The organism is Catalinimonas alkaloidigena (assembly GCF_900100765.1).
In the GTDB taxonomy this organism is placed as follows: domain Bacteria; phylum Bacteroidota; class Bacteroidia; order Cytophagales; family Flexibacteraceae; genus Mooreia; species Mooreia alkaloidigena.
Genome location: NZ_FNFO01000004.1, coordinates 672,964 through 699,105, shown reverse-complemented (window position 1 = coordinate 699,105; position 26,142 = coordinate 672,964). Strand labels below are relative to the sequence as shown.

19 protein-coding genes and 1 tRNA gene are annotated in these 26,142 nt (G+C 56.7%); 5 read left to right on the top strand and 15 right to left on the bottom strand.

Annotation, left to right across the window (positions count from 1 at the left end):
* Both BLR44_RS13620 and BLR44_RS13615 read left to right on the top strand, forming a co-directional pair.
* Positions 1-3,162, top strand: coding sequence for an efflux RND transporter permease subunit (locus tag BLR44_RS13620; RefSeq protein ID WP_089682717.1), 3,162 nt, complete (start codon positions 1-3; stop codon positions 3,160-3,162).
* On the top strand, positions 3,155-4,591 hold the full coding sequence (locus BLR44_RS13615; protein WP_089682715.1) for a TolC family protein: 1,437 nt from the start codon (positions 3,155-3,157) through the stop codon (positions 4,589-4,591). Before BLR44_RS13620 ends, BLR44_RS13615 begins: the two co-directional genes overlap by 8 nt.
* A 102-nt stretch (positions 4,592-4,693) precedes the next feature.
* Here the strand turns inward: BLR44_RS13615 and BLR44_RS13610 are convergent, their stop codons facing one another.
* The 11 genes from BLR44_RS13610 to BLR44_RS13555 form a co-directional block, all read right to left on the bottom strand.
* Complete coding sequence (locus BLR44_RS13610) at positions 4,694-5,224, bottom strand: hypothetical protein (protein WP_089682713.1); 531 nt, start codon at positions 5,222-5,224, stop codon at positions 4,694-4,696.
* Positions 5,225-5,300: 76 nt separating this feature from the next.
* A complete protein-coding gene (locus tag BLR44_RS13605; protein ID WP_089682711.1) occupies positions 5,301-5,996 on the bottom strand; it encodes a metallophosphoesterase family protein in 696 nt (231 codons plus the stop codon).
* Positions 5,996-7,135, bottom strand: a complete 1,140-nt coding sequence (locus BLR44_RS13600) for an acyltransferase family protein (protein WP_089682709.1) — start codon at positions 7,133-7,135, stop codon at positions 5,996-5,998. Before BLR44_RS13600 ends, BLR44_RS13605 begins: the two co-directional genes overlap by 1 nt.
* Positions 7,136-7,194: 59 nt before the next feature.
* Positions 7,195-8,727, bottom strand: coding sequence for a M20/M25/M40 family metallo-hydrolase (locus BLR44_RS13595; RefSeq protein ID WP_089682707.1), 1,533 nt, complete (start codon positions 8,725-8,727; stop codon positions 7,195-7,197).
* Complete coding sequence (locus tag BLR44_RS13590; RefSeq protein ID WP_089682705.1) at positions 8,724-9,902, bottom strand: pyridoxal phosphate-dependent aminotransferase; 1,179 nt, start codon at positions 9,900-9,902, stop codon at positions 8,724-8,726. The genes BLR44_RS13595 and BLR44_RS13590 overlap by 4 nt, the downstream gene beginning before the upstream one ends.
* A gap of 254 nt (positions 9,903-10,156) precedes the next feature.
* Positions 10,157-11,344: a lipase family protein gene (locus BLR44_RS13580; RefSeq protein ID WP_089682701.1), complete on the bottom strand. Its 1,188-nt coding sequence runs from the start codon at positions 11,342-11,344 to the stop codon at positions 10,157-10,159.
* 280 nt (positions 11,345-11,624) lie between these two features.
* Positions 11,625-12,539, bottom strand: coding sequence for a 30S ribosomal protein S6--L-glutamate ligase (rimK, locus tag BLR44_RS13575; RefSeq protein ID WP_089682699.1), 915 nt, complete (start codon positions 12,537-12,539; stop codon positions 11,625-11,627).
* 65 nt (positions 12,540-12,604) lie between these two features.
* Positions 12,605-13,135: a plastocyanin/azurin family copper-binding protein gene (locus tag BLR44_RS13570; protein ID WP_089682696.1), complete on the bottom strand. Its 531-nt coding sequence runs from the start codon at positions 13,133-13,135 to the stop codon at positions 12,605-12,607.
* Positions 13,136-13,315: 180 nt separating this feature from the next.
* On the bottom strand, positions 13,316-15,115 hold the full coding sequence (locus BLR44_RS13565) for a TrkH family potassium uptake protein (protein ID WP_089682694.1): 1,800 nt from the start codon (positions 15,113-15,115) through the stop codon (positions 13,316-13,318).
* On the bottom strand, positions 15,105-16,142 hold the full coding sequence (locus BLR44_RS13560) for a bifunctional heptose 7-phosphate kinase/heptose 1-phosphate adenyltransferase (RefSeq protein WP_089682692.1): 1,038 nt from the start codon (positions 16,140-16,142) through the stop codon (positions 15,105-15,107). The genes BLR44_RS13565 and BLR44_RS13560 overlap by 11 nt, the downstream gene beginning before the upstream one ends.
* A 140-nt stretch (positions 16,143-16,282) precedes the next feature.
* Positions 16,283-17,491 carry a pyridoxal phosphate-dependent aminotransferase gene (locus BLR44_RS13555; protein ID WP_089682689.1) on the bottom strand — a complete coding sequence of 403 codons (1,209 nt, stop codon included), beginning with the start codon at positions 17,489-17,491 and terminating at the stop codon, positions 16,283-16,285.
* A 205-nt stretch (positions 17,492-17,696) separates the two neighbouring features.
* On the opposite strand from BLR44_RS13555, the gene BLR44_RS13550 reads away from it, so the two are divergent.
* A tRNA-Arg gene (locus BLR44_RS13550) sits at positions 17,697-17,773 on the top strand.
* Positions 17,774-18,040: 267 nt separating this feature from the next.
* On the opposite strand, the gene BLR44_RS13545 is transcribed toward BLR44_RS13550, so the two are convergent.
* The 4 genes from BLR44_RS13545 to BLR44_RS13530 all read right to left on the bottom strand — a co-directional run bounded on the left by BLR44_RS13545 (position 18,041) and on the right by BLR44_RS13530 (position 23,998).
* Positions 18,041-18,637, bottom strand: a complete 597-nt coding sequence (locus BLR44_RS13545; protein WP_218127070.1) for a hypothetical protein — start codon at positions 18,635-18,637, stop codon at positions 18,041-18,043.
* Positions 18,638-18,733: 96 nt separating this feature from the next.
* The gene (locus BLR44_RS13540) at positions 18,734-19,144 is read right to left on the bottom strand and encodes a hypothetical protein (RefSeq protein WP_089682685.1); all 411 of its coding nucleotides are present in this window, start codon (positions 19,142-19,144) and stop codon (positions 18,734-18,736) included.
* Between the two features lie 1,120 nt (positions 19,145-20,264).
* Complete coding sequence (locus BLR44_RS13535; protein WP_143017276.1) at positions 20,265-21,683, bottom strand: hypothetical protein; 1,419 nt, start codon at positions 21,681-21,683, stop codon at positions 20,265-20,267.
* An 11-nt stretch (positions 21,684-21,694) separates the two neighbouring features.
* Positions 21,695-23,998, bottom strand: coding sequence for a tail fiber domain-containing protein (locus BLR44_RS13530; protein ID WP_089682681.1), 2,304 nt, complete (start codon positions 23,996-23,998; stop codon positions 21,695-21,697).
* 486 nt (positions 23,999-24,484) lie between these two features.
* Between BLR44_RS13530 and BLR44_RS13525 the strand changes: the two genes are divergently transcribed.
* Together BLR44_RS13525 and BLR44_RS13520 are read left to right on the top strand one after the other, a co-directional pair.
* Entirely contained in the window at positions 24,485-25,084 is a 600-nt protein-coding gene (locus BLR44_RS13525) for an RNA polymerase sigma factor (RefSeq protein ID WP_089682679.1), read from the top strand.
* Positions 25,085-25,151: 67 nt separating this feature from the next.
* Positions 25,152-26,138: a FecR family protein gene (locus BLR44_RS13520; RefSeq protein WP_089682677.1), complete on the top strand. Its 987-nt coding sequence runs from the start codon at positions 25,152-25,154 to the stop codon at positions 26,136-26,138.
* Positions 26,139-26,142: the final 4 nt, after the last annotated feature.

Genomic DNA, 26,142 nt, shown 5'->3' with positions numbered 1-26,142 from the left:
ATGTTTAAAAACATCATTCATAGGCCGGTCTTTGCCATTGTCATTTCGGTCCTAATTGTCTTTGTCGGTTCGCTGGCCATCAAGCAGCTGCCGATCTCTCAGTTCCCCGACATTGCCCCCACCACTGTTAACATCTTCATTGCGTACCCTGGTGCAAGCGCCGATGTGCTGGTAAAATCGACGCTCATCACCCTGGAAAACGCCATCAACGGCGTGCAGGACATGCGCTACCTGGCGACCGACGCCACCAGCGCGGGGGAAGCCACCCTGCGGGTGATTTTCGAGCCGGGCACCGACCCCAACCAGGCGGTCATCAGGGTGAAGACCAGGGTAGACCAGGTCATGCCCCTACTGCCGGAACTGGTGCAGCGTGAGGGGGTCATCATCACGCCGATTCAGCCCAGTATGTTGATGTACGTCAACCTGTATGCGAAAGACACCACGATGGACGAGAAGTTCCTGTACAACTACGCGAACGTCCAGATGGTGCCGGAAATCAGCCGGATTCACGGCGTGGCCAGTGCACAGATCCTGGGGAGCCGCCGGTACGCGATGCGCATCTGGCTGAACCCCGACCGCATGCGGGCCTACGACATTTCGGTCGACGAAGTGATGGAGGCGCTGGCCGAGCAGAGCATCGTGGGGCGTCCCGGCCGGATCGGGCAGAGCTCGGGGATCAAAGCCCAGTCGCTGGAATACGTACTGACGTACAAGGGCCGTCTGAGCGAGCCGCAGGAGTACGATAACGTGATTATCCGGGCCAATGCCGAAGGAGAAAGCATTCACCTGAAAGACATTGCGACGGTAGAGCTGGGGAGCGAATTTTTCGACATCTATTCCAACCTGGACGGCCACCCTTCGGCGGCCATTGTCCTGAAGCAGAACTACGGAAGTAATGCCAGTGACGTAATTGCCGACGTAAAAGAAAAGCTCAAAGAGCTGGAAGGAACGTTTCCTCCCGGCATGGATTACAAAATCAGCTATGACGTTTCGCAGTTCCTCGACGCTTCGATCGAGCAGGTAATTCACACCCTGCGCGACGCGTTCATCCTGGTGGCCCTGGTGGTGTTCATCTTCCTGGGCGACTGGCGCTCCACCCTGATTCCGATTCTGGCGGTGCCCGTATCGTTGGTCGGTGCCTTCTTCGTCATTCAGTTCTTCGGACTGTCCATCAACCTGATTACGCTGTTTGCGCTCGTGCTGGCCATCGGGATTGTGGTGGACGATGCCATTGTGGTGGTGGAGGCCGTCCACGCCAAAATGGAAGAAAAGCATTTGTCGCCCTACCGCGCCGTGCGGGAGGTGATGGGCGAAATCAGCGGCGCAATTATCGCCATCACGGCGGTGATGGTGTCGGTGTTCCTGCCCATTTCGTTCATGTCGGGACCGGTCGGTACGTTCTACCGTCAGTTCTCCATCACCATGGCCAGCTCCATCGTAATCTCGGCGATCATCGCCCTGACCCTGACGCCGGTGTTGTGCGCCATGATCCTGAAAAATACGCACGGGCAACCCCGAAAGAAACACCTCCTGAACCGGGCCATCGACAGCTTCAACCGCGGATTCGACACGGCAACGGGCAAATACGTGGGCTTGCTGAACCGGATCGTTAACTGGCGCACCGTAACCTGGACCGTGCTGGTGGTGTTCTGTGCGGGCATTGTGGTCGTCAACAAGGTGCTGCCCGGGGGCTTTATCCCGAGCGAAGACCAGGGCACGATCTACGCCATCATCCAGACCCCTCCCGGGTCCACACTGGAAACGACCAACGCCGTGTCGCGGCGACTTCAGAAAATTTGTGAAGAGGTGGATGGCGTCGAATCCGTGTCGTCGCTGGCCGGTTACGAGATCATGACGGAAGGACGGGGCTCCAATGCCGGAACCTGTCTGATCAACCTGAAACCCTGGTCGGAGCGGCACGAGTCCGTCACCGAAATTATGGAAGAACTGGAAGAGAAGTCGAAAGGCCTCGGGGCCATCATCGAGTACTTCGAGCCGCCGGCCATTCCGGGCTTCGGGTCGTCCGGTGGGTTCTCGTTGCGCCTGATCGACAAGAACCCGTCGACGGACTACGCCGACTTCGACAAGGTGAACAACGAGTTCATGGACAACCTGCGCAAGCGCAAAGAGCTGACCGGGATCTTCACCTTCTTCGCGGCCAACTACCCGCAGTACGAACTCTTGATGGACAACCAGGCCGCCATGCAGAAAGGGGTGTCGATCGGAAAGGCGATGGAAAACCTGGACATCCTGATCGGGAGTACGTACGAGCAGGGATTCATCCGGTTCGGCCGCTTCTTCAAAGTCTATGTGCAGTCGGCACCGGAGTTCCGCAAGCTGCCGTCCGACATTTTGAATCTGTTCATTAAAAACGACCACGGCGAAATGGTGCCTTACTCGTCGTTCATGTCGCTCAAAAAGGGGCAGGGGCCGAACGAGATCACGCGCTACAACATGTACAACTCGGCCGCCATCCGGGGGCTGCCGTCGTCGGGCTATACCACGGCCGATGCGGTGCAGGCCATCAAAGAGGTGGCGGCAACCACATTGCCGCGAGGCTACGACATCGCCTGGGAAGGGCTGTCGTACGACGAAGCGAACCGCGGAAACGAGTCGCTCTACGTGTTCCTGATCGTGGTGGTGTTCGTCTACTTTGTACTGGCTGCCCAGTACGAGAGCTTTATTCTGCCACTGGCCGTTATTTTCTCGCTGCCGGTCGGGGTATTTGGTTCGTTCCTGATCCTCAAAGCGTTTGGGCTGGCCAACGACATTTACGCGCAGGTCGGGTTGATCATGCTGGTGGGGCTTCTGGGTAAAAACGCCGTACTGATCGTGGAATTTGCGGTGCAGAAACACCGCCAGGGCGCTACCATTCTCGAAGCAGCGATCGAAGGCGCCAAGGTGCGTTTCCGTCCGATCCTGATGACCTCTTTTGCCTTCGTGGCAGGTTTGATTCCGCTAGTGATCGCGACCGGGGCCGGGGCCATTGGCAACCGAACCATCGGCTCTTCGGCACTGGGCGGCATGCTGTTCGGAACCATTTTCGGGGTCATCATCATCCCCGGGCTTTACTACATCTTCGGCAGACTTGCGGAAGGCCGGCAGCTAATCAAAGACGAAGAGGAAGTTCCTTTAACCGAAGAGTATGTCCACAATGTTTAAAAGAGTAGTCAGTACCTGTGTAGGAGTAACCGGCCTGTTGTTTCTGGTGTCGGCCTGTACCCCTACCTTGATCAATAGACAAGCCAATACGGCCACGCCTGCGCGGTACAGCAACGCGCAGGCGCAGGACACCACCAACTCGGCCACCATTCAATGGCAGGCGTATTTTACGGACCCGTACCTGAATGCCCTGATCGATACGGCCCTGCACAACAACCAGGAGCTGAACATCACGTTGCAGGAAATCCAGATTTCCCAGAACGAAGTGCGCATCCGGAAAGGGGAGTATCTGCCCTTTGTAGGGCTGCGGGGCGCGGCCGGGGTCGAAAAAGTAGGCCGCTACACGCGTCCCGGCGCGTTGGAAGCGACCACCGACATCCAGCCGGGCACCGAAATGCCCGATCCGCTGCCGGATTACATGCTGGAAGCGTATGCCACCTGGGAGGTCGACATCTGGCACAAGCTGCGCAACGCCCGGAAGTCGGCGGCCCAGCGCTACCTGTCCAGCGTAGAGGGGAAAAACTTCATGGTTACGAACCTGATTGCCGAGATCGCCAACTCGTATTACGAACTGCTGGCGCTCGACAACCAACTGGCGATCGTGAAGCAGAACATCGAGATTCAGAGCAACGCGCTGGAGATCGTGCGGATGCAAAAGCAGGCCACACGCGTAACCGAGCTGGCGGTGCGCCGGTTCGAGGCACAGGTGCTCCACACCCGGAGTTTGCAGTACGACATTCAGCAGCAGATCGTCGAGACCGAGAACCGGATCAACTTCCTGGTGGGGCGCTATCCGCAGCCGATTGCCCGAAATTCAGAGGCGTTCATTGACCTGTTGCCCGATACCATTCACGCGGGCATTCCGTCGCAACTTCTGGCGAACCGTCCCGACATCCGGCAGGCCGAACTGGAGCTGGCCGCTTCCAAACTGGACGTGCAGGTGGCGCGGGCCAACTTTTACCCTTCGCTGGACATTTCTGCGGCCGTCGGCGTGCAGGCGTTCGATCCTACGGTGCTGATCACCGCCCCCGAATCCATTCTGTACGGACTGGCGGGCGATCTGATTGCGCCGCTGATCAACCGGAATGCCATCAAGGCCACATACAACAGCGCCAACGCACGACAGATGCAAGCCGTGTACGATTACGAGCGTACGATCCTGAACGCTTACATCGAGGTGGCCAATCAGCTGGCCAACATCGACAACCTGCAAAAGAGCTACGAAGCCAAGTCGCAGGAAGTGCAGGCCCTAACCCAGTCGATTACCATTTCCAACAACCTGTTCCGCTCGGCGCGGGCCGACTACATGGAAGTGCTGCTGACGCAACGCGACGCGCTGGAATCGAAGTTCGAGTTGATCGAAACCAAACGGCAGCAGATGAATGCGCTGGTCAATGTGTACCAGGCCCTGGGCGGTGGCTGGCGCTAGTAACCAAAAGTGCACACGCTGTTCATAGTTCATACCTCAAAAAGCCTTCGGAGATTTCTCTGAAGGCTTTTTCGTGGGGTAAAGGGCGTGAAGTAGATAAGCTTACTGGGCGGTTGCTGCGGTATAGTCGACAAACTCGACGCGCAGCGTTTTGGCAATATGCCGGGCTTTCCGATACGCCTTGTCGTAGTTGTCGGAACGGAAAACCTGTTGTTTTGCGCCGTCAGAAAATTTCAGAAAGGCATCGTAACGGACCAACCGATGATTACCGGCAATCCTGTAGGGGTTTGCAGTATCGTTGTGTGAGTTTGCTTTGAAGAACAGATACTCAATGCTTTCAAAGGAATACACTTCTCCACTTAAGGCAAGGCCGAATAGGCGTACTTGATCCTTGCCGATCTTTTTTCTTGTGTCCACTTCAACGTACGTGTAGGTAAACCAAAGAAAGAGGCAAGTCATGTAAAAAATCGCTCCCAGTACAAGGCCTGTTGGAGTGCCGCTGAGTAGAAAGATGCTGCCGAGCACGAACACCAGGAATCCCACGATGATGCGCCGGGCCGCTGAAAAATACCTCTTCTTGTAGATGATAGGGCGGTGCTGACGGGTGCGGGGCGATGAAGTTGCTGTGGCCATTGATGCTGATTTTTTTACAGCAAAGGACTTATCTTTTCGGCACACTTACCCGTCGGTTTCCCGCGAAAAAGCACACTTACCAGCCACCGTCCCGGTTCTTTTCGAAGTACAGCCTGCGGTGGGTCAGGTCAACCGCACAGAGGCTGCCGTACCCCTGTGCATCGTTGGCCTGCCCGAAATAACAGCCGTTGTCGATGTTCAGGACCGGATGGGTGTCGAGGTGCTCCAGGGCGGCCATGGTGCGCTGGCGCGGCTGGGGCGTGTGACCGTGGACGATGATGCGCCCGTCGAGCCACTCCCGATTCAGGTCGCCGTACCAGTCGCGAATCCAGAGCATCGCCTGTTCGTCCGCAAACGGGTCGTCCAGGCGCATGTTCAGCCCCGCGTGCACAAAAATGTAGTCTTCGGAAGCGGCGGCGGGGGCCAGGTCCGACAGCAGTTGAAGGTAGCGTTCCGGAATGGCGTCGACCTGCTGTACGCCAAAGCTCTGAAGCGTTTCGAAACCGCCGTTGATGAACCAGCCCCTCAGGTTGGCGGGATCGGCGAGGGCGTCCAGCATCATCTGCTCGTGGTTACCACTCAGGCAATGCACCTGCAATCCGTCGTCCTGCAGCTGTAGAATTTTGTCCAGCACGCCCCGGCTGTCGGGGCCCCGGTCGATGTAATCGCCCAACAGAAAGAGGTGGTCTTGTGGCGTCAGGTGAAGTTGCCGCAGCAGGGCCCGGAACGTTTGATTGCAGCCGTGGATGTCGGAAATGGCGAATACTCTCATCAGACGCGAATGTAGATATTGCGCTTGTCGAGCCAGTAGCCCACGACCCAACAGATGGCCATGATGGTAAGGGCAAACCAGAGCGACGCCTGAATGGGCGGCAGTAGGGACAGGTAGACGCTTTGGTAAATCCAGTTGCGCAGGCTTTGGTCGCCGACCGACACCAGAAAGAGGGTAATGACCAGAAACTCAGACAGCAGGTAAATGAATAAAGGGTTTTTTCCGAACACGAGGAAGAATGAAGTCCAGCGTCGGTAACTGCGCAGCTCGACGACGTAGATCAGGCAGGCGATCAGCGCGATGTCCAGTCCGCTGGTCAGGAGCACAAACGAACTGGTCCAGAGTTTTTTGTTGATCGGAAAGCTCATGTCCCACGCCCAGGCGCCCACCAGCAGCGCCGCAGCGACCAGCATCAGCTTGGCAATGGTCTCGAACGAGTTGCCCTGGCGGCGGATGTAGTCGCCCGTCAGGTAACCGGCAATCACGTTCCCGATGGCCGGGAGTGTGCTCAGTGCGCCCTCCGGATCGAACGGAATGCCTTCGCCGTGGTAGAGGTGGTCGGGGCCCATCAGCCACAGGTCGAGTTTCAGGGCAGCGTTGCCGGTCAGGCTGTACGGATCGCCCGCGTCGCCGAACAGGTACATCACGAGCCAATAGCCAATCAGCAACCCGACGCCGATCCAGACGGCGGTTTGTTTCGAGAAATAATGGAAGATGAGCGATCCGAAGAAATAACAGAGTGCGATGCGCTGCAAAACGCCCAGAATGCGCGTCTCGCTGAGGGGCAGCAAGCCAACGTTACCGGCTTCGTCGGTTCCGAAAAAGGGAAACCAGTACATCAGAAAACCCAGTAGGAAAATCAGCGCGGTGCGTTTGAGCAGCTTGCGCCAGAAGATACCCTCACCTTGTAGCTCGTACTTGCGCATCGAAAAAGCCATGGCGTTTCCGACGGCAAACAGGAACGACGGAAACACCAGATCGGTCGGGGTGAAGCCGTGCCAGTCGGCGTGGAGCAGGGGGGCGTAGTTGGTGCTGCCGCCCGGCGAGTTCACAATGATCATGAAGCAGACCGTCATGCCCCGGAATACGTCGAGTGTCAGGAAGCGGGTGGATTTTTCTTGCGTAGTGAGTGTAGCCATGGTCGTAGGTAATGATTCCGGCAAGGTATAAAAAATCGGGAAGCGCTGCCTGCCCGGCGTCAGGGTCGGTCCGGTTGCATCATCAACGCTGCCATCATGTCGATGCCGTCCCACAGGTTTTGCAAACGGATGTTCTCGTCTTCGGCGTGCTGGTTGTTGTCGAAGTTGGCAATCGGGACGGTAATGGTCGGTGCGCCGGTTTTCTCCTGAAACAGCACCAGCGGTAAACTCCCGCCTCCGGTCGGCAGTTGCACCACGGGTTGCGTCGTGGTCGACTGCACCGCCGCCACAATCTGCCGGGCTATGGGCAGGTCCATCGGGGTGCGGGCGGCGTTGTACCCGCCCGGGCGCTCCACGACTTGAGCAAGCATCGGGTACTGGGCGCGTTCTGCGTCGGTAGGCGTATGGTCGATCACGTGGTACCCCTGCCGCCGCACGTGTTGCCGTAATTTTTCGACCTGACGGACGTGGTCGTTGCCGCGCACCAGCCGCAGGTCGAGCACCGCCGTTGCCGTTGTGGGAATGACGTTACGCGCCAGTTCGCCTACGTCGCCGCTGTGCATGCCGTTGATGTTCAGCGAAGGTTGGGTGATCAGCGTCAGCAGCGCTTGCCCACCCCCTTCCGCCTGCCCGAATCCCAGGCGTTGCCGCAGTTCCTGATCGTAGGCAGGCGCTGCGGCGAGGGCCTGCCGCTCGCGTTCGCCGAGGGGTTCTACGTCGTCGTACCACCCTTCGATGGTGACGTGCCCGGTAGAATCTTTCATCGACGCCAGTAGGTTGGTGAGCCGTAACCCCGGGTTGGGAGCCCAGTTACCGTAATGGCCGCTGTGGAGCGGTGCGTTGGCGCCGTAGACCGTAAGATCCACGTTGGTATCGCCCCGCACGCCGAATACGACCTGTTTGCGCCCGCTCTGGTGTACCGGACCGTCGCAAATGATCCACGCGTCACCCTGAAACAACTCTCGGTAATGGGTGAGCAGATCGGCCAGGTGCGGAGACCCGGCCTCTTCTTCGCCTTCAAAGAAAAACTTGAGGTTGTAACGTGGCGTCAGGCGCGAGGCTCGCAGCGCCTCGACGGCCGCCAGAATGGCCATGACCCCGGCTTTGTCGTCGGATGCGGAGCGGGCATAGATGCGCCACTCGGGATCGATCGGTTTTCCGGGTTCTGGCACTGGAACGAGCTGGCTGCCGGGCAAACCCAGCTTGGCCGTGCGGAGCACAGGTTGCCACGGATGGCTGCCGTGCCACTGGGCCGGGTCGGTCGGCTGTCCGTCGAAGTGGGCGTAGAACAGCAGCGTGTGCGTGGCACCGGGTTGCGTCCACTCGCCGTAGACGGCCGGTGGCGCCTGCGGATCGGCCAGCGTGAGTAACCGGGGATTCAGACCCCGCCGATCCATCATCTGCATCAGATGTTCGGCGTTCTGCCGGATGTGGTTTTGGTCGGACGCTACGTTCGGAATCGACAGAAAATCAAGGTATTCCCGCAAAAGAGCGTGCTCGTGTGCCTTACGGTACGAAGCCACGGGGTCGGGGGGCGGACTGCCCCCCGCCAGAAGCAACAGGAACGGTACGGCGGCTAACAGACGCCTCAACTGACTACCTCGCGGAATGCGTTGGCGAAGAGCTGCATGTCGTCCATTTTGCCCATGCTGACGCGACACCAGTGCTGCCGGTTAAACTCCCAGAAGCGAATGCCGACGCCTTTGGCCATCATCTGCTGGAAAAACTGCTGTCCTTGCATCCGTAAGGGGAACAGCACAAAATTGGTGTGCGACGGGACGTACTCGTAATCCATCGCTTTCAGGGTCTGGTAGACAAACTCGCGGGCCTCCTGGTTTTTCTGGACGCAGTCCGTGACGAACGCATCGTCCTGGTAGGAGGCCAGCACCGCCCGCAGCGTCAGCACCGAAAGATCCCACCCATTGGACGCGAATTTGGAAAGGTCTTCAATCACCGCCGGGGGCGCCACCAGGTAGCCCGCCCGCAAACCGGCCATGCCGTAGACCTTCGAAAAGGTCCGGGCCACCAGCACGTTGTGCCCGTCGCGTACGCTCGCGATCATGGAGTGCGCCGGCGCGTCGCCGGTGTAATGGATGTAGGCCTCATCGACGAAGACCGGTTTTTTCTTCCCCACGCTGGCACAAAATGCTTTCAGCTGGGCAGGATCGACGATGGTCCCGGTGGGGTTGTTGGGGTTGCAGATGTAGACCAGACTAGTGTTGTCGGAGACCCGCTTCGCCATGGCGTCGAGGTCGTGGGCATAGTCCTTGGTCAGGGGGACTTTTTCCCAGCCGGCCCCCAGTTCTACGGCCGCTTCCATCAGGTCGGTGTAGCTCGGATCGGCCGACAGGATGCTGCTGCCCGGTTTGCCATAATACATGGCGGCCAACAGCAGCAGATCGGACGAGCCCGCCGAAAGCATGATGTGGTCTTCGGACACTCCTTCTTTTTCGGCGATCTGTTTTTTGAGGTCGCGCAACTCGAAAAAGGCGTAGCGGCAACTTTCGGACATTGCTTCGGTCATGGCCTGCAGGGCTTTGGGCGACGGCCCGAAGGGATTTTCGTTCGCCAGCAGACGCGCCTGCATTTTGGGCAGGTCGGGCGCCATCCGGCGGAACTGGTTGTGCGCCAGCATTTCGGCACGACGTTGCAGCACTGCCGCGGGGCGTGCCTGGAGGTCGGACCAGCGAAGGGGGGCAGCGGCCAGGCCGGCGGTAAGCAGAGCGGTGGATTTAAGCCAGGTACGGCGATCAAGGGCAGACGACATAGGGAGGAGTGTTGAAGGTGACCAGTAAATGAATGAACTCGGCAGGTTGCAACAAGCCGCTGTCTCCCAGAAGGATAGAAAGATGGTGGGGCGGAAAGGACCAATATACACTTTCGTCGGGGTATCGTGCAACTCGTGCGGCCTCTTGCCGCTAAAAAATCGGATAACGGCGGAAAGCGTCCAGAAAAAAGCCCTGTTCCATTTCTGAAACAGGGCTGGATCTACACGATATGGTTCTGTACAAAAAAAGCGTATTAATCTTGCCCGAACCAACTCAGGGTGTTCGAGACAAAAGGTGCGTAGGCCGACGCGTGGGTGCTGTCTGCAAACGGCACAAACGACACGGACGTGGCGCCCTGCGTTTGCGCGTGGTTATACAGGGCTTCGGCATTGGACGACGGAGCCACCTGATCGGCGGTGCCGTGGTAAAGGCGCAACCGCGTTTGCGGTAGCCACCGGTGCTGACTCTGATCGCGCAACGCCTGCTTGAACACAGGCTCGCCGTTGCCCTGAAAGTCGGCCAGAAACTGAGGCGTGAGTAACGCATTCACGTGGGGTGTGAGTTGGGCCTCGATGGCGTCCAGGGCCTGCGTACCGTCGAACAGCCCCGCCGTAATCCGTTGGGCGTACGGTTCTTGAAATACCGTTTCGGGAGCGCGCTCCCACGTATAGAGGGCGTTGTAGCTAACCCATTGCAGGGCCAGTCGCGCGGGGCTTATCAGTGGGCGGGTGGTATCCTGGAGGTGGCTCTGCATTGTGCCGAGCAGATCGTAGGCGCCACCCCCCACGGACGACGCGATAAGCTGCCACTCAAATTCTTCTTCGTCTTGTTGTTCCAGAAGTTTCAGGGTAGCCAGCGTCGCGTACGCGCCGGCGTCGTATCCTGCCAAAAACAGCCGATCGCTGTGTGGCATCTGCATTTTGTAGCAAAACTCCTGAGTGGCGCGCAGCAGGTGGAGCATGTGGGTCGCCGATGTGGTGGCGTGGTGGTAGGCCAGCGACGTGACCGAAACGTCTGGAATGACTGTGATAAACCCGTTAGACGCCATCACTTCCGCAATGCGTGCCGAAGTGCCCGGCTTGAAATGCGAGGGGGATTCCAGGTCGTTGCCGTTCAGCGGGGCCTGAAAAATCAGTACCGGATGGTCGCGACTCGCGCGAGGGACCAGAATGGCTGCCGACGACGTAACTGAATCGCCTTGGGTGTTGGTGGTGCGGTAGGTGATGCGGTACAGGTCGATGTCGTAGTTGAGCGAGCTGACCAGATCCGGCCATTTTTCGGCCAGTTGTTCGTGCGTAAGCAGGCTGCTTTGTTGCGTCTGAAGTAGGTAAAGATTCGGGGCACCCGGGTAGATGTGCGTCAGTTCGGGGGTGCACCCACACAGCGCCAGCATGGTAAGACGTATTCCCAGAAAAGCGAAAATCTTCTTGTAAGTCTTCATAACACCGCTTCTTGGTTTATATAATGTTAAATATACGAACGAAGCGATGGATGTCCCTACTGCCCAGGAAAGGCGGGAAGTAATTGAAAATCAAAAAAATAACGGGTACCTACGGCAGAAATGGATAAATCGTCTGTTTCTCCTGGTTCGTAGAAAAAAAAGACGATTCTGTCGGAGGTGAATTTGTTGTGGAACTGCCTTGCAATCAGGCAGATAGACTAGAGTGACCACAATCTGATGCTGGACCTTACATGAGGTCATTCGGTCGCAAAAAGCCAGTTTAGGCGTTCACTTTGTCCTTCTGGCTCTTCTTTTTGTGTTTCGCACGGTTGCGCTCTAGGTACTCCACTATTTTACCGGCAACGTCCACGCCGGTCGCCTTTTCGATGCCTTCCAGACCGGGCGACGAATTGACTTCGAGGATAAGCGGGCCTCGCGCCGACTGCAACATGTCCACCCCGGCGACGCCCAGCCCCATGGCCGACGCTGCTTTAATGGCCGCGCTCTTTTCGGCACGCGAGAGTTTGATGACTTCCGCCGAGCCCCCGCGGTGTAGGTTAGAGCGGAATTCGCCTTCTTTCGCCTGGCGCTTCATCGCGCCTACCACTTCGCCGTCGACCACAAACGCACGGATGTCGGCCCCTTTTGCTTCTTTGATGAATTCTTGTACGATGATCCGCGCCTTCAGGCCGTTGAATGCTTCAATGACCGATTTGGCGGCTTTCTGGTTATCGGCCAGTACTACGCCCAGCCCTTGGGTGCCTTCCAGCAGTTTGATGATCAGCGGTGCACCGCCCACCTGCTCGATGATGTGATCGACGTCTTTCGAATAGTTGGTGAAAACCGTCTTGGGCAGGCCCAGCCCCGCACGCGAAAGGATCTGCAAGCTGCGAAGTTTGTCGCGCGAGCGGATCAACGCCTGCGATTCTACCGCCGTGAAAACCTTCATCATTTCGAACTGACGCACCACCGCCGAGCCGTAGAACGTAACCGAGGCCCCGATGCGCGGAATAACGGCGTCGAAGTCGTTCAGGTAACGCCCCCGGTAGTAGATGGTAGGATTTTTCTGCTCGGCAATCAGGTCACACTTCAGGTGATCGATGATTTCGGCGTGGTGACCGCGTTTGCGCGCAGCTTCGACCAAACGGCGAGTAGAGTACAAGCTGGCGTTCCGCGAAAGGATGGCGATTTTCATAAAGTAGGAAATTAGGTAAGAGAACCTGGCCTTGCGGCCAGGCCATAAATCAGCAAAAGCCGCGCTTATGCGTTGCCTTTTACGATGAATTTGCCGTTCATCTTCTGCCAGTGCCCTGGGTAGGTACAGACAAATTCGTACTCGCCGGCGGCAGGCGCGGTAAACGTAACGGTGACCGATTCGCCGGGTTTGGCCAGCTTGGTGTGGGCGATTACCACCGGATTGTCAGGCACCCAATCGTTTTCCTGGCCGGCCTGAATGCCCGCCCGGGCAATGCCTTCCATCTTTCCTTTCTCTACAAACACAATGTTGTGCACCATCGACGCATCGGTGGCTTCGTTGACGAGCGTAACGGTTACTTCCGCACCCGCCGGCACGGTAATCTCTTCCTGGTCGTAATCCATTTCGGCCATGTTGTTGCCGATGGCGCGTACGGTAATGGTGACAGGGCCGGCGGCGGTGCTTTCGTCCTCGATCGCCGACGAAACGACCATTTCATCTTGTTCGGTGTTGCGGCTGCGGTCTTCGTTGGCACAGGCACCAAAAATCAGCAGCGCGAGGAGGGGAGCAAAAGTCAGAAAACGGTACTTACACATAAGATAGGCTAATAGTTTATCTTACAAACGTACCCCCGCCCCAGTGGTTTGCCAAACCTCGGGGAAAAAATCCAGAAGAGGGTAAGAGGCCGGAATGGCGCAGCATGCTCTGGCCCTGTTCATGGATAGCCGCCTCGAAAACCCCGGAGTATTTTGGATGCCAGGAGCATCCCGGTCAATCTAGCCCACCATAACGTAGCCGGTCGGGTAGCGGTACTGCGAATTGGCCACCCGGCTGCTGACGGCCAGCGCCAGCGTAATGGTGCCGACCCGTCCGATGAACATCGAGGAGATGATGATGAGCTTGCCCAGCGGCGAAAGCGAACTGGTGATGCCCATGCTGAGCCCAACCGTCGCGAAGGCCGAAACCTGTTCGAACATGATGGCGATGAGGGGTTTGCCCCGTTCGGTGATGGTCAGCAGAAAGATGCCCAGCAGGTTGTAGGCGATGCCGAACGCGAAGACCGAAAAGGCTTTGGCCAGCAGTTCGCTCGGAATGGTGCGCCCCGCCACCTCCACGGCCGTGCGTGTGCGGATGGTCGACAGGGCCGAGGCGGTAATCAGAAAAAACGTGTTGGTCTTGATGCCGCCGCCCGTCGAGCCGGGACTGGCTCCGATGAACATCAGCGCCAGAAACATAATCACCGTTGCTTCGGACAGCGCGGCCATATCGACCGTGTTGAACCCCGCCGTGCGAGTCGTCACCGACTGGAAGAACGACGTAATCAGCGCCGGCACCAGGGCGTGGTCGGCCAGCAGGTGGTTGCGCTCCAGGGCCATAAACAGCACCGTGCCCACCAGAATCAGCGCGAGCGATACGTACAGCGCCAGCTTGGTGCCCAGCGTCCAGTCTTTCCAGGGCTTTTCCAGGCGTTCGCGCAGGGCGCGGATCGAGAACAGGTCGTTGATGACGTTGAAGCCCAGTCCGCCCAGAATGATGATGCCCGCGATGATCACGTGCAGGACGTACGCATTGCGCACGGGAAGTTCGTAGAGGCCGTTGGAGAAGAGGCTGAACCCGGCGTTACAGAAGGCCGAGATGGAGTGAAAAAGCGAGAAAAAGATCTTTTGCCGACCGGAAGCAAATTCTACCTCTTCACCCCAGGTCAGAAAGATCAGCACGAAGCCCAGAAATTCGATCAGGAGCGTGATGGTCACGACGCGCCGCAACAGCCCTTTGGCTTCGAACAAGGTTTCGCTGCTGAGGTGCTCACGGATGATGGACTGATGTTTCAGCCCCACCTGTTGCGTGAGCAGTCCCGCAAAAAACGTCGCGAACGTCACAATCCCGATTCCCCCGAGTTGAATCAGTCCCATGATGATCCACTGGCCTTTCAGCGTAAAGTAAGTGGCCGTATCGACGACGATCAGCCCCGTTACGCAGGCGGCACTGGTGGCCGTAAAAAAGGCGTCGAGAAACGGCATGCTGCCGGGGGCGGTCGTCATGTTGGGCAACATCAGCAGACCTGTGCCCAGCGAAATCAGCAGCAGAAAGCTGGCGATGAACAGCGTGGCGGGTTTGATCTGAATGTTCGAAATCTGGAGCGAGGCCTTGGTCAGTTCGAAGCTGCTCAGCAGCAGAATGAACAGAGAAATGACCAGCTGGTACGTCCGGTCCGACTGCGAGATGTTGAAAGTCCAGAGCAAAATCTCCAGCACGCGGTCGCCCGTGACGAATTTAATAAGTCCCCCGACGGACAGAATAGACACCAGAATGCACTCAAACCACGTTTCGCGGATAAACGCAGCCCGCTCGAAAGCGTAAAATACCCGCACGAGGTAGATCACCACGAACATGGTGAAGATGATGTCGAAGCCGCGCAGCAGGGCGATGCTTTCGACTCCGCTGAGGGCAAAGCCGTACCGGTACGTCAGCAACAGCAGCGCTCCGGTAACGTTCAGAATGGTCAGGTAGCGTAGAAAATCGGCTACAAAATCGCGACTGCTGTAGAGGCGTCGGTTCAGCTGCTCAATGCCCATGCGTTGCCGTACTGTGTTGAGAAGAGGAATAGTGGCGGAATAACTGGTTGCGTTCTGCCTCCGCAAGGAACTGCTGCTGCGCAATGGGCACCACGCCTACCGCCTCGCAGACCAGCCCTCCGGCCAGGTTGGCAAGTTCGAGCAGCAGGCGTCCCGGCAAGGCCAGCGCCAGGCAGACCGCCGCCACACTCACGACCGTATCGCCCGCCCCCGACACGTCGGCAATGGTCCGCAGGTGCGCCGGGACCCGGTGGTGTTCCTGATGCGTTTGCAGGTACATGCCATGCTCTGAAAGGGTGAGCAAAACGCCCTCCAGGTCCATTTGCTCTTGTAGCTGTGCCACGGCCGCCGCCAGGCTCTCGGGGCGCTGCGGATGCAGGTCCAGGTGCATGCCCTCGCGCAGTTCTTTCAGGTTAGGCTTGAACAGCGTCGCCTGCCGGTACGCCCGGAAGTTGCGTTTTTTCGGATCGACCACCGTCGGGATGGCTAGCCGCCGTGCTGCCGCAATAACCTCCTGAATCAGTTCTTCGCCCAGCACGCCCTTGTCGTAGTCTTCGAAAATCACCACGTGGCAATGAGGAAGTTGTGCGAGGATAATGTCCAGCAACCGCTGCCGGTCTTCCGGAGGCAGGGGCGAATCGTCTTCCGAATCGATCCGGAGCATGTGGTGCGAACCTGAGATGATGCGGTGTTTGATGGTCGTAATCCGCGAAGCACTGCGCGCAATGGCTTCGGTGGTGAGCTGCTGTTGCGACAGCAACTGAACCAGTTCGTCGCCGTCGGCATCTTCGCCTATGACCGAGGCCAGCATCGGGGTTGCCCCAAGGGCCTGTACATTCAGCGCGACGTTGCCGGCACCGCCGAGGCGTTTCTCTCGTTGCTTGACGCTGATGATGGGAACGGGCGCTTCAGGCGAAATCCGGTCCACCTTTCCCCAGAGGTACGAATCCACCATCACATCCCCGATGATCAACACCTTCAGGTTACGGAAGGCATCGAAGACATCACGGAGAGAAGTGTAGGGCATACAGAAGATACAGTTAGCGTTGCAGATCCCGGTCGAGGTCACCCCGGAGGAGGCTGATTACGAAGGGGCTGTAAAAATAATAGCGACGGATGGGTCCGTCGCTATTCTACACAATTATTTCCGAAAAGGAGAGACGCGTACTAGCTCAGTTTGCCGAGCGCTTCGCGAATCCGCCGCATGGCTTCCCGCAAATCTTCGTCCGAAGCCGCAAACGACATCCGGATGCAGTTCGGATTCCCGAACGCTTCGCCTGGCACGGTCGACACGTGCGCCTCGTTCAGCAGGTACATCGACATATCGTCGGCATTCCGAATCACCTGGTCGCCGTTGCGCTTCCCGAAAAATGCGCTGATGTCGGGGAACAGGTAGAAGGCACCTTCCGGCAGGTAGGTCTTCACGCCCGGCACGTCTTTCAACAGTTCCAGCACCAGATCACGCCGCCGTTTGTAGGCTTCGGCCATCTGTTTGGTGGCTTGCATGTCGCCTTCCAGCGCCACGATACCCGCCCGCTGTGCCATCGAGTTTGCACCCGAAGTCACCTGACCCTGGTATTTGTCGCAGGCTTTGGCCAACCACGTGGGGGCCGCGATGTAGCCCAGGCGCCAGCCGGTCATGGCAAACCCTTTGGCAAAGCCGTTCACCACGATCACGCGGTCTTTAATTTCTTCGAATTCGGCAATGCTGGCGTGGTTCCCCGAGAAGTTGATGTACTCGTAAATCTCGTCGGAGATCACAAACACATCTTCATGACGGGCCACAACGTCGGCCAGCGCCTTCAGTTCGTCGCGCGTAAACACCGATCCTGTCGGGTTGCAGGGCGACGAGAACATGATCAGGCGGGTTTTGGACGTAATGGCCTCTTCCAGTTGCTCCGGCGTCACCTTAAACTGATTTTCCAGCGAACCGCTCACTTCCACGGCTTTTCCTTCGGCCAGTTGCACCATGGCCAGGTAGCTCACCCAGTAAGGCGTAAAGATGACCACTTCATCGCCCGGATTCACCAGCGACATAACAACGTTGAAGAGCGACTGCTTCGCACCAGTCGACACCACGATATTTTCCGGTTTATAGTCGAGGCCATTATCCCGTTTCAGCTTGTTGACAATCGCTTTGCGCAGCTCGGGATACCCCGGAACCGGCGAATAGCGTGTATAACCGTCGTCAAGCGCCTTTTTGGCGGCTTCCTTAATGTGGTCTGGGGTCTGAAAATCAGGTTCGCCCAGGCTAAGGCTGATGACGTGGATACCCTGAGAAGCCAATTCGCGGGCTTTCTGGGCCATGCCGATGGTCTGTGACTCTTCCAGATTAGCAATCCGGTCGGCGAGGGGAAAGGTTTTAGTCTCGTTCATTGCAGATTGGTGCGTAAGCAAACGGGCGCAAAAGTAAACCTTTCTTCAACAACCAACAACGAAATCATCCCTCCGATTTTACAGAATATTCTTTGGCCTACCACTGCGCCCTTTGTACCAATGCCTGCCCTTCCTTGTAAAAAAAGGAGCCGCCGTTTGCAAATGCGTCAGCCCGCCACCTATATTTGCACTCCCAATTCGAAACGGTCCCGTAGTTCAATTGGATAGAATGTCAGATTCCGGTTCTGAAGGTTGGAGGTTCGAGTCCTCCCGGGATCACCAAAAACCCGCTTTCATGCAAATGAGGCGGGTTTTTTCTTGGTTCGGGACAAAGTTCGGGACAGTTTCCAAGAGCATTGGTAGATCTAATGGATGTGCGCTCAACTTGCTGCGCTTTTTTTCTGGCTTTTCGACCAATGGATCATTCCTCTCGGAGAGCGAATTAGCTGCCTTCCCCTCGGCAACATAAATTTTGCCTGCCCTTGAGTTCTTTAAGAAGTATACTTACCGCTGAAGAGCGTGGCTCTCCGCTAGCCTTTGCTCGCATTCCTATAAAAGGAACTTTAATGCTTGCTGGGCCGCTATCTCCTCACCTAGGCAAAGATGCTGGTAAGTGGCGGCGATCGCTTGTCGAGCTTTCGCGGCGGCTTGCTCATAATTCCCTTCTGCCCACGCGATGGCCGCTTCGGGCGCAAACGTGTCTTGCTGATCCATCAGGCGGAATCGTGCTTTTTGCAGGTAGACCCGTGCTTGGCGCGGGTTGCGGACATAGCGGGCTTCAAAATAGGCGGCTTCTATCCACAAACCATGCTGGTAGAAAAAGGGTATGGACTCGAGTTGGACTAAAAATTTTTGTCGATACACATCGGCCTGGGATATAGTTCCTTGGTCAAGTAGATGTGCGTAACGCAAGGCCGCTTCACTCACCGCAAAGAAAGGCGAGGGAGGATCCTGTGGCTGGCAAAGACGGGCGAGGGTAACGGCATCCCATTGGGCAGGACGTAGCCCTTGGTAATAACGGCCCACGAAGTTCATGTGCAGGAGTAGGTACTCGGTCATCGGGTGATGGCGGATCAACTGATGAAGCAGGGCACTATCAGTAGCAAAGATTCCGGCGTTCCGATAGGACACCATTGAGTAGCTCAAGGAGGACGCGGGTGAGCGCGCTCAGGCCCAGAAGTAAGGCGAGGAGGAGTTGATGCGCCTGCCTGAGTTCGGAGTGCCCCCAGAGCCCGAGGGCCGTTAGAAAACCCCTAAGGGACCGCCTAGGATGTAGAGAATCATGCTCTTTCGGCTAGCGGGTGCGCGACCGGGCAGCTTGGAGACGAAGCCCGCCTGGTCACCCAGAGGATTGTAGTAGCACTGCACGCGTAGCCCCTTCGTAGTGCGCCTCCACATAATAGGGCCGACCATGAGGTCAATGAAACGAAAGCCGACGGCCTTTCCGACCAGTAGATGCCCCAGCTCATGCAGGCTGGTATGAAGAAAACGGGCCCAGGGAAAAATGAGCAGTAAGAGGAGAAACCCCAGCCCAACCGGAGGGACAAAGAACGCCACCAGCTTGATAAACCCCAGCAGGTAGAGGATGCCACCTCCTAGTATCAGGAGAAGCGATCGCGTTCGGGTGGCAGAGGCGTTGTATGTCGAAAGCATTCTGCCTCATTGGTCAGATGATCTGCATAGGGGTTCTATCCATAGACAAGGCATTCGGTAGATCGTAAATTTAGCTTACTATTTTGTCCATGATAATCATGGCGGGGTAACCTGCCGCCGAGCGTCTAGCTTGACCATGATCACTGGGCTTTAGCACCGCCCCGCTGTTAAGGGGATTGGTGGACCGAACCGGAACAGAAGGGGCAAGAAGCCTTACCATGAGCTCCTGAAACTTTGGACATGGGGGTGTACCAGGCGGGCCGTTTGGCGATACAGACCTCTATGGCGGGCTCAGCGTGCGCAACATAAAAAAGTTTCAGGAGAACCATCCCTGTATTACTAATATGGTTTTACAAGCTTCAAAGGCCTTGCGAACAGCTGGGCCAGCACTTTAGAAGTCCTTGGCAAGTGCTTTTGAAGCGTTTGGCTGTCATTTCTTTTACATGTTGTCTTAAAATAGGCAATACGCAAGTCTAGATTCAATCACCTCCTTGACCTAACCTGGTATGCGTGTTTATTCGGCCAGCCAGGAAGGGCACTGCACTTCTATGCGATGACATTTCCGATTTTGACCGATTGAAACTTCAGATTCGCATGAGGTTCACACTTCTAATATGGGCGTGAGGGTAGTCGAAAAAGTCATGCTGTTGTATAAGGGCCTTTAAAGTATAAACGTTTCCAAAAGACGGTCTTACTATTCTACTAGAAGCTGGACAGATGGCTCTTAAAGACATGCTAGGCTGACACGCTCGTATCAGCCATCAGCCGCTTCGAGGCTGTCCATCAAAGCCTATCCGATTACGTTTCGGTTCGCTCAACCCAGCCATGTGGTTAGGTATAGCGGCCGACCGCTGCCATTTAGTACGCCGGCCCGCATGGAGGTTAGGTTCACGCGGGGCTTCCTGCACGGCACCTTTTACGTAGGACAATTCGAAAGGTCAGCATGGGCCGCCCCACGTCGGTGCGGGGCCATGCGTTGGCAGTGTCGTCCAGCACACGTCCGTTTTCCTGATTAGCTTCAGGCTTGTCCCACGGGTGCCTGAAACCCCGCTCCCCTGAACGGTAGTAAGTCCAGTTGTGCGTTATGTATGCTAAAACCCAAGGCGGTGCCGCTTGGGGATTAGTGCACGACCAGCTTGCCGGTCAAAACGGCTTGGTCTTGTCTGTGGAGGCGATACGTATACGTACCTGCTACCAAGGCGGGCAGCTGAACTTCCCAGGGGGCTGCCCCCTGTTCGGGCATGGTGTGGTCTACCGTGGTGACGGCCACCCCGCGTACATCGTACAAGACCAACCGGTAGTGACCCGGATCGAGTCCACGGATATATACGGGGCCTGGCGTGCGCAGGAAGGTCGGGTACAGGTAAGCATACGGGCCCTCCGAAGGAATCTCGACCACTGCGATCGGGGAGAAATGGTCAGTGCCATCGTGATCGGTTTGCCGAAGGCGATAATAGGAGGTACCCACATACGGGTGCCGGTCCTGGATAGCATACGCCTGGCGTTGGTGTGAGGTACCGGCACCGTCGACCGAAGCCACTCCCTCAAACCAGGTCCCGGACCGGCTTCGTTCTACGGTGAAGTAAGCGTTATGCTGTTCGCTGGACGTGGCCCAGGTGAGGTCCACACGGCGCTCGGGGGTGGGGGTAGCTCGGAAGAAAAGTAGGGCCACCGGCAGCGGCGTCGCCCCGTCGCTGAGTGTGATCCGCTGGAGGGTCTGGAGTCCCTCGACGTCCACAAAATTGTCGGCCTTGCTACGTCCGGCAACCGCCTGGGCGGTCCATTCCGTGCCGTCGGCCGAGGTATAAGCGGTCAGCAGGTCTTCGTCGAGGTGGTTGAGTTCGGCCTCCAGATAATAGAAACGCACCGCCATCTGCATGTCTGACGCCTGCGTGGGCTGCACTTGAAAATACCGTCGGAGCCCGGTCTGACCGGGGCCTTGTGGGGTATGGCTGCGCAGCACCACCGTCTGCCCCAAGGCTTGTGTAGAGGTCAATTCCAGGCCCAGATGACCCGGATTAACCCCTGCAGGCGCATTCAGGGTCGCCACAGCCACCAGGGTGCCGGGGCCCAGGGCCCGGCTGGTTTCCTGTTCATTTGCCAGCTGCCCGGTCCTTCCTAACTGAAGTTCGCGCCCTTCGGCCAGCAGCAGGTGTCCTTGCTGAAAGCGTAGGGTTCCTGCCACCGATACGCCGTCGCGGTCCAAGACGAGGGTATCGGCCTTGTGGAGAGCCAACGTATGAAAGGTGACCGCCCCGGTGCCGGTGCCGCCAATCCGCTGCCGTTCTGCACCGACCAGCTGAACCTGTCCGGGGATTACCACCAGGGGCGTGGCGCTTTCCTGGAGCAGATCACCGGTCAGGGAGAGGGTCCCTGCGTGATGCAGTTCCCCCCCCTCGGCATGGAGGAAGTCTCCGTCAACGTAGAGGTGCGCCCCGTCGGTGACGGAGAGTGGTCCCGTGAGTGTCAGGGCAGGGGAGGCAGGTTGTGCCAGGGCCGGCAGCGTAACCAACAGCAAGGGGATACAAACGAAACGCATGCGTGGGAAGGTTAGCGGGTGGCGGTAGACAACCGGGTTTCGAGGGCTTGCAGGCGGGCTTCCAGTTGCTGCAGGTGGGCGGGGTCGGCTTGCGCAGCGCGTGCCTCCTGGCGGAGGGCGGCGTTCTCCCGGCGGAGTTGGGCCAGCTCGGTCTGGAGCTGCGTCAGTTGCGTCTGTTGCTCCTGCACGGCCCGCACGAGCGGCACCACGAACGAGGCGTAGCTGAGGCGGTAGTGGTCGGCGTCGTTTTCGGGCGGGAGCACCCCGCTGAAGTCGTAGCCGATGGCCTGCGCGGCGGCTTCTACCTCCTGGGCGATGAACCCCGTCTCGCGCCGGGCCGGGCCGGTGGTCTCCGGGGCGAGGTCCGTGTGGGTGAAGCGCGCCAGGGCGGCCCGGTCGATCCGGTAGCTGACAGGACGCAGGCGGCGGATGAAGTCCAGCCCCGGCACGTCGGCCTCGACCTGTTGCTTGAAGCGGGCATCCGAGAAGTTGCTCCAGGGCGCATAGCCCCCGATGGAGGTGATGCTGGTGTTGCCGATCACAGCGCGGTTGCTGACCGCCACACGGGCCTGGTAGCCAATGGCGATGGCGTTCTCCAGGTTGGAAGCGCCCGGGGAAGCATCCGCGTACGTACCGACGAACGTATTGCGCCGACCGGTGCTATTCGTCGCTCCCGATTGGTAGCCGATGCTGGTGTTGAGCGAGCCGGTGGTGTTGGCAGAGCCGGCCCGGTAACCGTCGAAATGGTTGCCCTCTCCCGAAGTAGTATTATAGCCTGCCATATAGCCGGCGAAATGATTGTAATTGCCGGTGGCCGCATAACCAGCCTGATAACCCGTAAAGAAATTGTTGTCGCCCCGGGTGTTGTATCCCGCCTGATGCCCTGCCACAAAGTTGCGGGAGCCGGTGGTATTATTAATCCCCGCTTCATACCCTGAGAAATGGTTTTTTTCGCCGGAGGTGTTCAGCTTACCGGCCCTGTTTCCTACGAAGTGATTGGCAGTGGCCTGGTTCTCGTGTCCCGTCTCATAGCCCAGAAACAGGTTTTCGTTCCCGTCAGTATTGTCGTGCCCCGCTTCGTACCCTATAAATAGATTCGCTACGCCCTTCACATTTCTGATGCCTGCCCTCATCCCGGAAAAGTAGTTTCGAGAGCCGGAGCTGTTGGCATACCCGGCACCTACCCCTGCAAAGAAGTTCTGCTCACCGGTGGTATTGCTGTACCCGGCTGAAGAGCCTATAAATTGATTGTAACTACCGGTCGTGTTGGCGAAGCCGGCCTGGTAGCCGACAAAGAAATTGACCTCTCCGGAGGTGTTCAGGTACCCAGCCTGATACCCAGAGAAGTGGTTCCAGTCGCCCTCCGTGTTGTAGCTGCCTGCCTCATGCCCCGAAAAATAATTTTTTTCGCCGGTACGGTTGCTGTACCCTGCCCGGTAGCCCACAAAGTGATTGTCATCGGCTTGGTTTAGGGCGCCAGCCAGAAACCCGATAAACACGTTTTGAGCGCCTTCTTTATTGGCTCTCCCGGCCTCCATCCCGATAAACAGATTTCGGTGTCCTTGGGTGTTGCTGACTCCGGCCTGGTAGCCGGAAAAGTGATTCTGACTACCGCTTATATTGCCAGCTCCTGCCGCAAATCCGGTAAAGAAGTTGTAACTCCCTGACGTATTACGGGCTCCTGCCCTGTAGCCGGAAAAGTAGTTCAGGTACCCCGTGGTATTCTGAAAGCCGGCTTGAAAACCACTGAAATGATTGCGTACGCCGGTGGTATTGGCATAACCCGCCTGATAGCCCGAAAAGTAGTTGGAATCGGCCGTGTTGTGATAGCCCGCCAGGTAGCCCACCGCGTGATTCGCATTACCGGTCTGGTTGCCGGCTCCTGCTTTATATCCTACAAACAGGTTCTCCTGGCCCGTTGTGGTTTGGAAGCCTGACTCCATGCCTGTAAACTGATTCCGCTTTCCGCTGGTGTTGCTGTATCCGGCATTAAACCCTACAAAGAGATTGGTGTGCCCTTCGGTGGTATGCAAGCCGGTATGGTCTCCAATAAATAAATTAAACCTGCCGGTGGTAAGACTTACGCCCGTCGCTGGGCCCAGCAATAGGTTCTGGAGACCTTCTACCTTCTTAAGGCGCACGACCGGAATCCCTTCGATGCGGTAGGCGCTGTCGGGCGCAATGTTGACGCTGCCGTTCACGTCGAGGGTATGCTGAGGCGTGAGAGTGTTGACCCCCACCCGCGACTGCGCCAGGGTGGTCAGGGGCAGGAGGGCAATCAGCAACAGAAGTCGGAAGAAGTCAGTGTAGCTCATGATGTGGGATGTTTCATGAGTAGAATCGAAAAGCCAATCCGGATTGGCTCACGGCTCCAGAGAATTTTAAACGATTCAGAGGTCGTCAACGGTCTTCGGGGTGCTGGTCAGGAGTTTACACTACGCAGCCTGCAGACTCCCTACGGTCGGTAAAATTTCTTTCATAAGGGCTTCTATGATAAATAACTTAAAGATAGGTAGATGATAAAAGTTACTACCGGATTACTCAGACCAAACAGCAAGACGCGATCCGATCGTTGGTAGCTGGCAAGAGTTAGAGTTACAGCGGAAACGCTCCTTTATAAATCAATGTATATCAACTTTGCTTGAACCGCTACAGGCCTGTTCTACCGTAAGTAGGAATGGATACATTCAATACTGTCGTAAGGGATATATCACTGAGTTTCACTTTAGGAGTAGGGAATTATACCTCAAGTATTATATTAAGATGCTAAAGCCGAACTAGTCGTTTAACCTACTACCACCATGTTACCCTCCCCGTCAGACGACACTGCGTTGTGGAACCAGTTTTTACAGGGTGATCGAGACGCACTATCCCATATCTTTCTTTCTCACCATAAGGAGCTTATGCAGTATGGACGCCGAATTCATCCAGAGGAAGAAACCATCAAAGATGAAATTCAAGAACTTTTTGTAGACCTGTGGAAAAACCGGGACGGCTTGAGTCGTAACATCGAGAACGTTCGGTTTTATTTATTTCGCGGCTTACGCCGACGATTGATTCGATCCGGTCAACGTCAACGACGTTCACAAAAAATTTCGCATCAACAAGAAATGGGTGGAGAAACACAACCTTCAGCAGAGTATAGACTGGTGGCTATGCAGCGTGAAGAGGCATTACAACGGCAATTGTACGATTGGATCGACGACCTGCCTCCCCGTCAGCGCGAGGCTATGTATATGCGCTTTTTTCAGGAGATGCGTTATGAAGAAATTGCAAGTATCATGGCGGTCCATGAACAATCAGTACGGAACCTGATCCATCTAGCCATCAAAACACTACGTAAAAATGCCGTATACCCCTTGCTTTGTGGCAGTTTACTATGGCAAATGGCTGCTTTTTAAAATTTTTTTATCTCTAACCAGTACAAAAAAATTTGGCTTGCCCTTCTAAGAATGTAAGTCTACTCTCATGGAGGATCATCACGTACAGGTTGAAGCTTTGATGATGGACCAGCGTTTCCAGCGCTGGGTACAGCATGGTGCCCCTGCCGATGAAGCGTTCTGGCAACAGTGGATGACACAACACCCCGACCAGCGCGAAGCTGTGCAAGAAGCACGGAAGGCGATTCGGAGGATGGCATTGCGAACTACTACAGTTACGTCGGCCGAGACAGAGCAGCAGCTGGCACAGTTGAATAAACGGTTAGATGCACTTTCCACCCCGACACGAACCTTAATCCGTTGGCCAATCGCCGTAGCCGCTGCGATTACTTTAGTGTTAATGACCCTGGGTGGGTGGGTATTTCTGCTGACTCCTGTACGTTACGAAACCGCCTATGGCGAGATACAAACGGTGTCTCTTCCTGATGGCTCAATCGTTACTTTAAACAGTCACTCCCAGTTATCTCATGCGCGCTTGTGGCGGGATGATACAAGTCGTAACGTGACATTGGAAGGCGAAGCCTTCTTTCAGGTAAGTCATCAGGAACAGGCCGGTCGCCCTGTGAAATTTATCGTTACGACCCCCGATATTCAAATACAGGTAATCGGCACAGAGTTCAACGTCAATACACGTCGGAAACGTACGCAAGTGGTGCTGGAAAGTGGCCATGTGGAGTTAGCGCTTGCCAACGGTACGGGAGTAGCGATGCAGCCCGGTGATTTGGTAGAGTATTCCAGTCAGCAACAAGCGCTGACAAAGCAGGCCGTTAACCCTCAAGATTTTATCAGATGGCGTGACCACATGCTGCATTTCGACCATGTTACACTAGCTGAGTTGGGAAAGATCATTGAAGAGAAATACGGCCAACCCGTGGTAGTCATTGACAGCACGCTGCGCCAGCGTAACATCAGCGGAACGATACCGGCTGACGACCTAGAGTTTTTATTAGAAGCCTGTAAAGAGACCTTTGGTATCCAGATTCAGCACCATAACGACACGCTTTTCTTGCGGTGACAGT

Bases quoted from the DNA above. Each gene is read 5' to 3' on its own strand.
- BLR44_RS13525 (WP_089682679.1), top strand. From the start codon at position 24,485: ATGTTACCCTCCCCGTCAGACGACACTGCGTTGTGGAACCAGTTTTTA.
- BLR44_RS13615 (WP_089682715.1), top strand. From the start codon at position 3,155: ATGTTTAAAAGAGTAGTCAGTACCTGTGTAGGAGTAACCGGCCTGTTG.
- rimK (WP_089682699.1), bottom strand. From the start codon at position 12,539: ATGAAAATCGCCATCCTTTCGCGGAACGCCAGCTTGTACTCTACTCGC.
- BLR44_RS13580 (WP_089682701.1), bottom strand. From the start codon at position 11,344: ATGAAGACTTACAAGAAGATTTTCGCTTTTCTGGGAATACGTCTTACC.
- BLR44_RS13535 (WP_143017276.1), bottom strand. From the start codon at position 21,683: ATGCGTTTCGTTTGTATCCCCTTGCTGTTGGTTACGCTGCCGGCCCTG.
- BLR44_RS13540 (WP_089682685.1), bottom strand. From the start codon at position 19,144: ATGCTTTCGACATACAACGCCTCTGCCACCCGAACGCGATCGCTTCTC.
- BLR44_RS13570 (WP_089682696.1), bottom strand. From the start codon at position 13,135: ATGTGTAAGTACCGTTTTCTGACTTTTGCTCCCCTCCTCGCGCTGCTG.
- BLR44_RS13600 (WP_089682709.1), bottom strand. From the start codon at position 7,135: ATGGCTACACTCACTACGCAAGAAAAATCCACCCGCTTCCTGACACTC.
- BLR44_RS13605 (WP_089682711.1), bottom strand. From the start codon at position 5,996: ATGAGAGTATTCGCCATTTCCGACATCCACGGCTGCAATCAAACGTTC.
- BLR44_RS13590 (WP_089682705.1), bottom strand. From the start codon at position 9,902: ATGTCGTCTGCCCTTGATCGCCGTACCTGGCTTAAATCCACCGCTCTG.
- BLR44_RS13520 (WP_089682677.1), top strand. From the start codon at position 25,152: ATGGAGGATCATCACGTACAGGTTGAAGCTTTGATGATGGACCAGCGT.
- BLR44_RS13620 (WP_089682717.1), top strand. From the start codon at position 1: ATGTTTAAAAACATCATTCATAGGCCGGTCTTTGCCATTGTCATTTCG.
- BLR44_RS13610 (WP_089682713.1), bottom strand. From the start codon at position 5,224: ATGGCCACAGCAACTTCATCGCCCCGCACCCGTCAGCACCGCCCTATC.
- BLR44_RS13530 (WP_089682681.1), bottom strand. From the start codon at position 23,998: ATGAGCTACACTGACTTCTTCCGACTTCTGTTGCTGATTGCCCTCCTG.
- BLR44_RS13565 (WP_089682694.1), bottom strand. From the start codon at position 15,115: ATGGGCATTGAGCAGCTGAACCGACGCCTCTACAGCAGTCGCGATTTT.
- BLR44_RS13560 (WP_089682692.1), bottom strand. From the start codon at position 16,142: ATGCCCTACACTTCTCTCCGTGATGTCTTCGATGCCTTCCGTAACCTG.
- BLR44_RS13555 (WP_089682689.1), bottom strand. From the start codon at position 17,491: ATGAACGAGACTAAAACCTTTCCCCTCGCCGACCGGATTGCTAATCTG.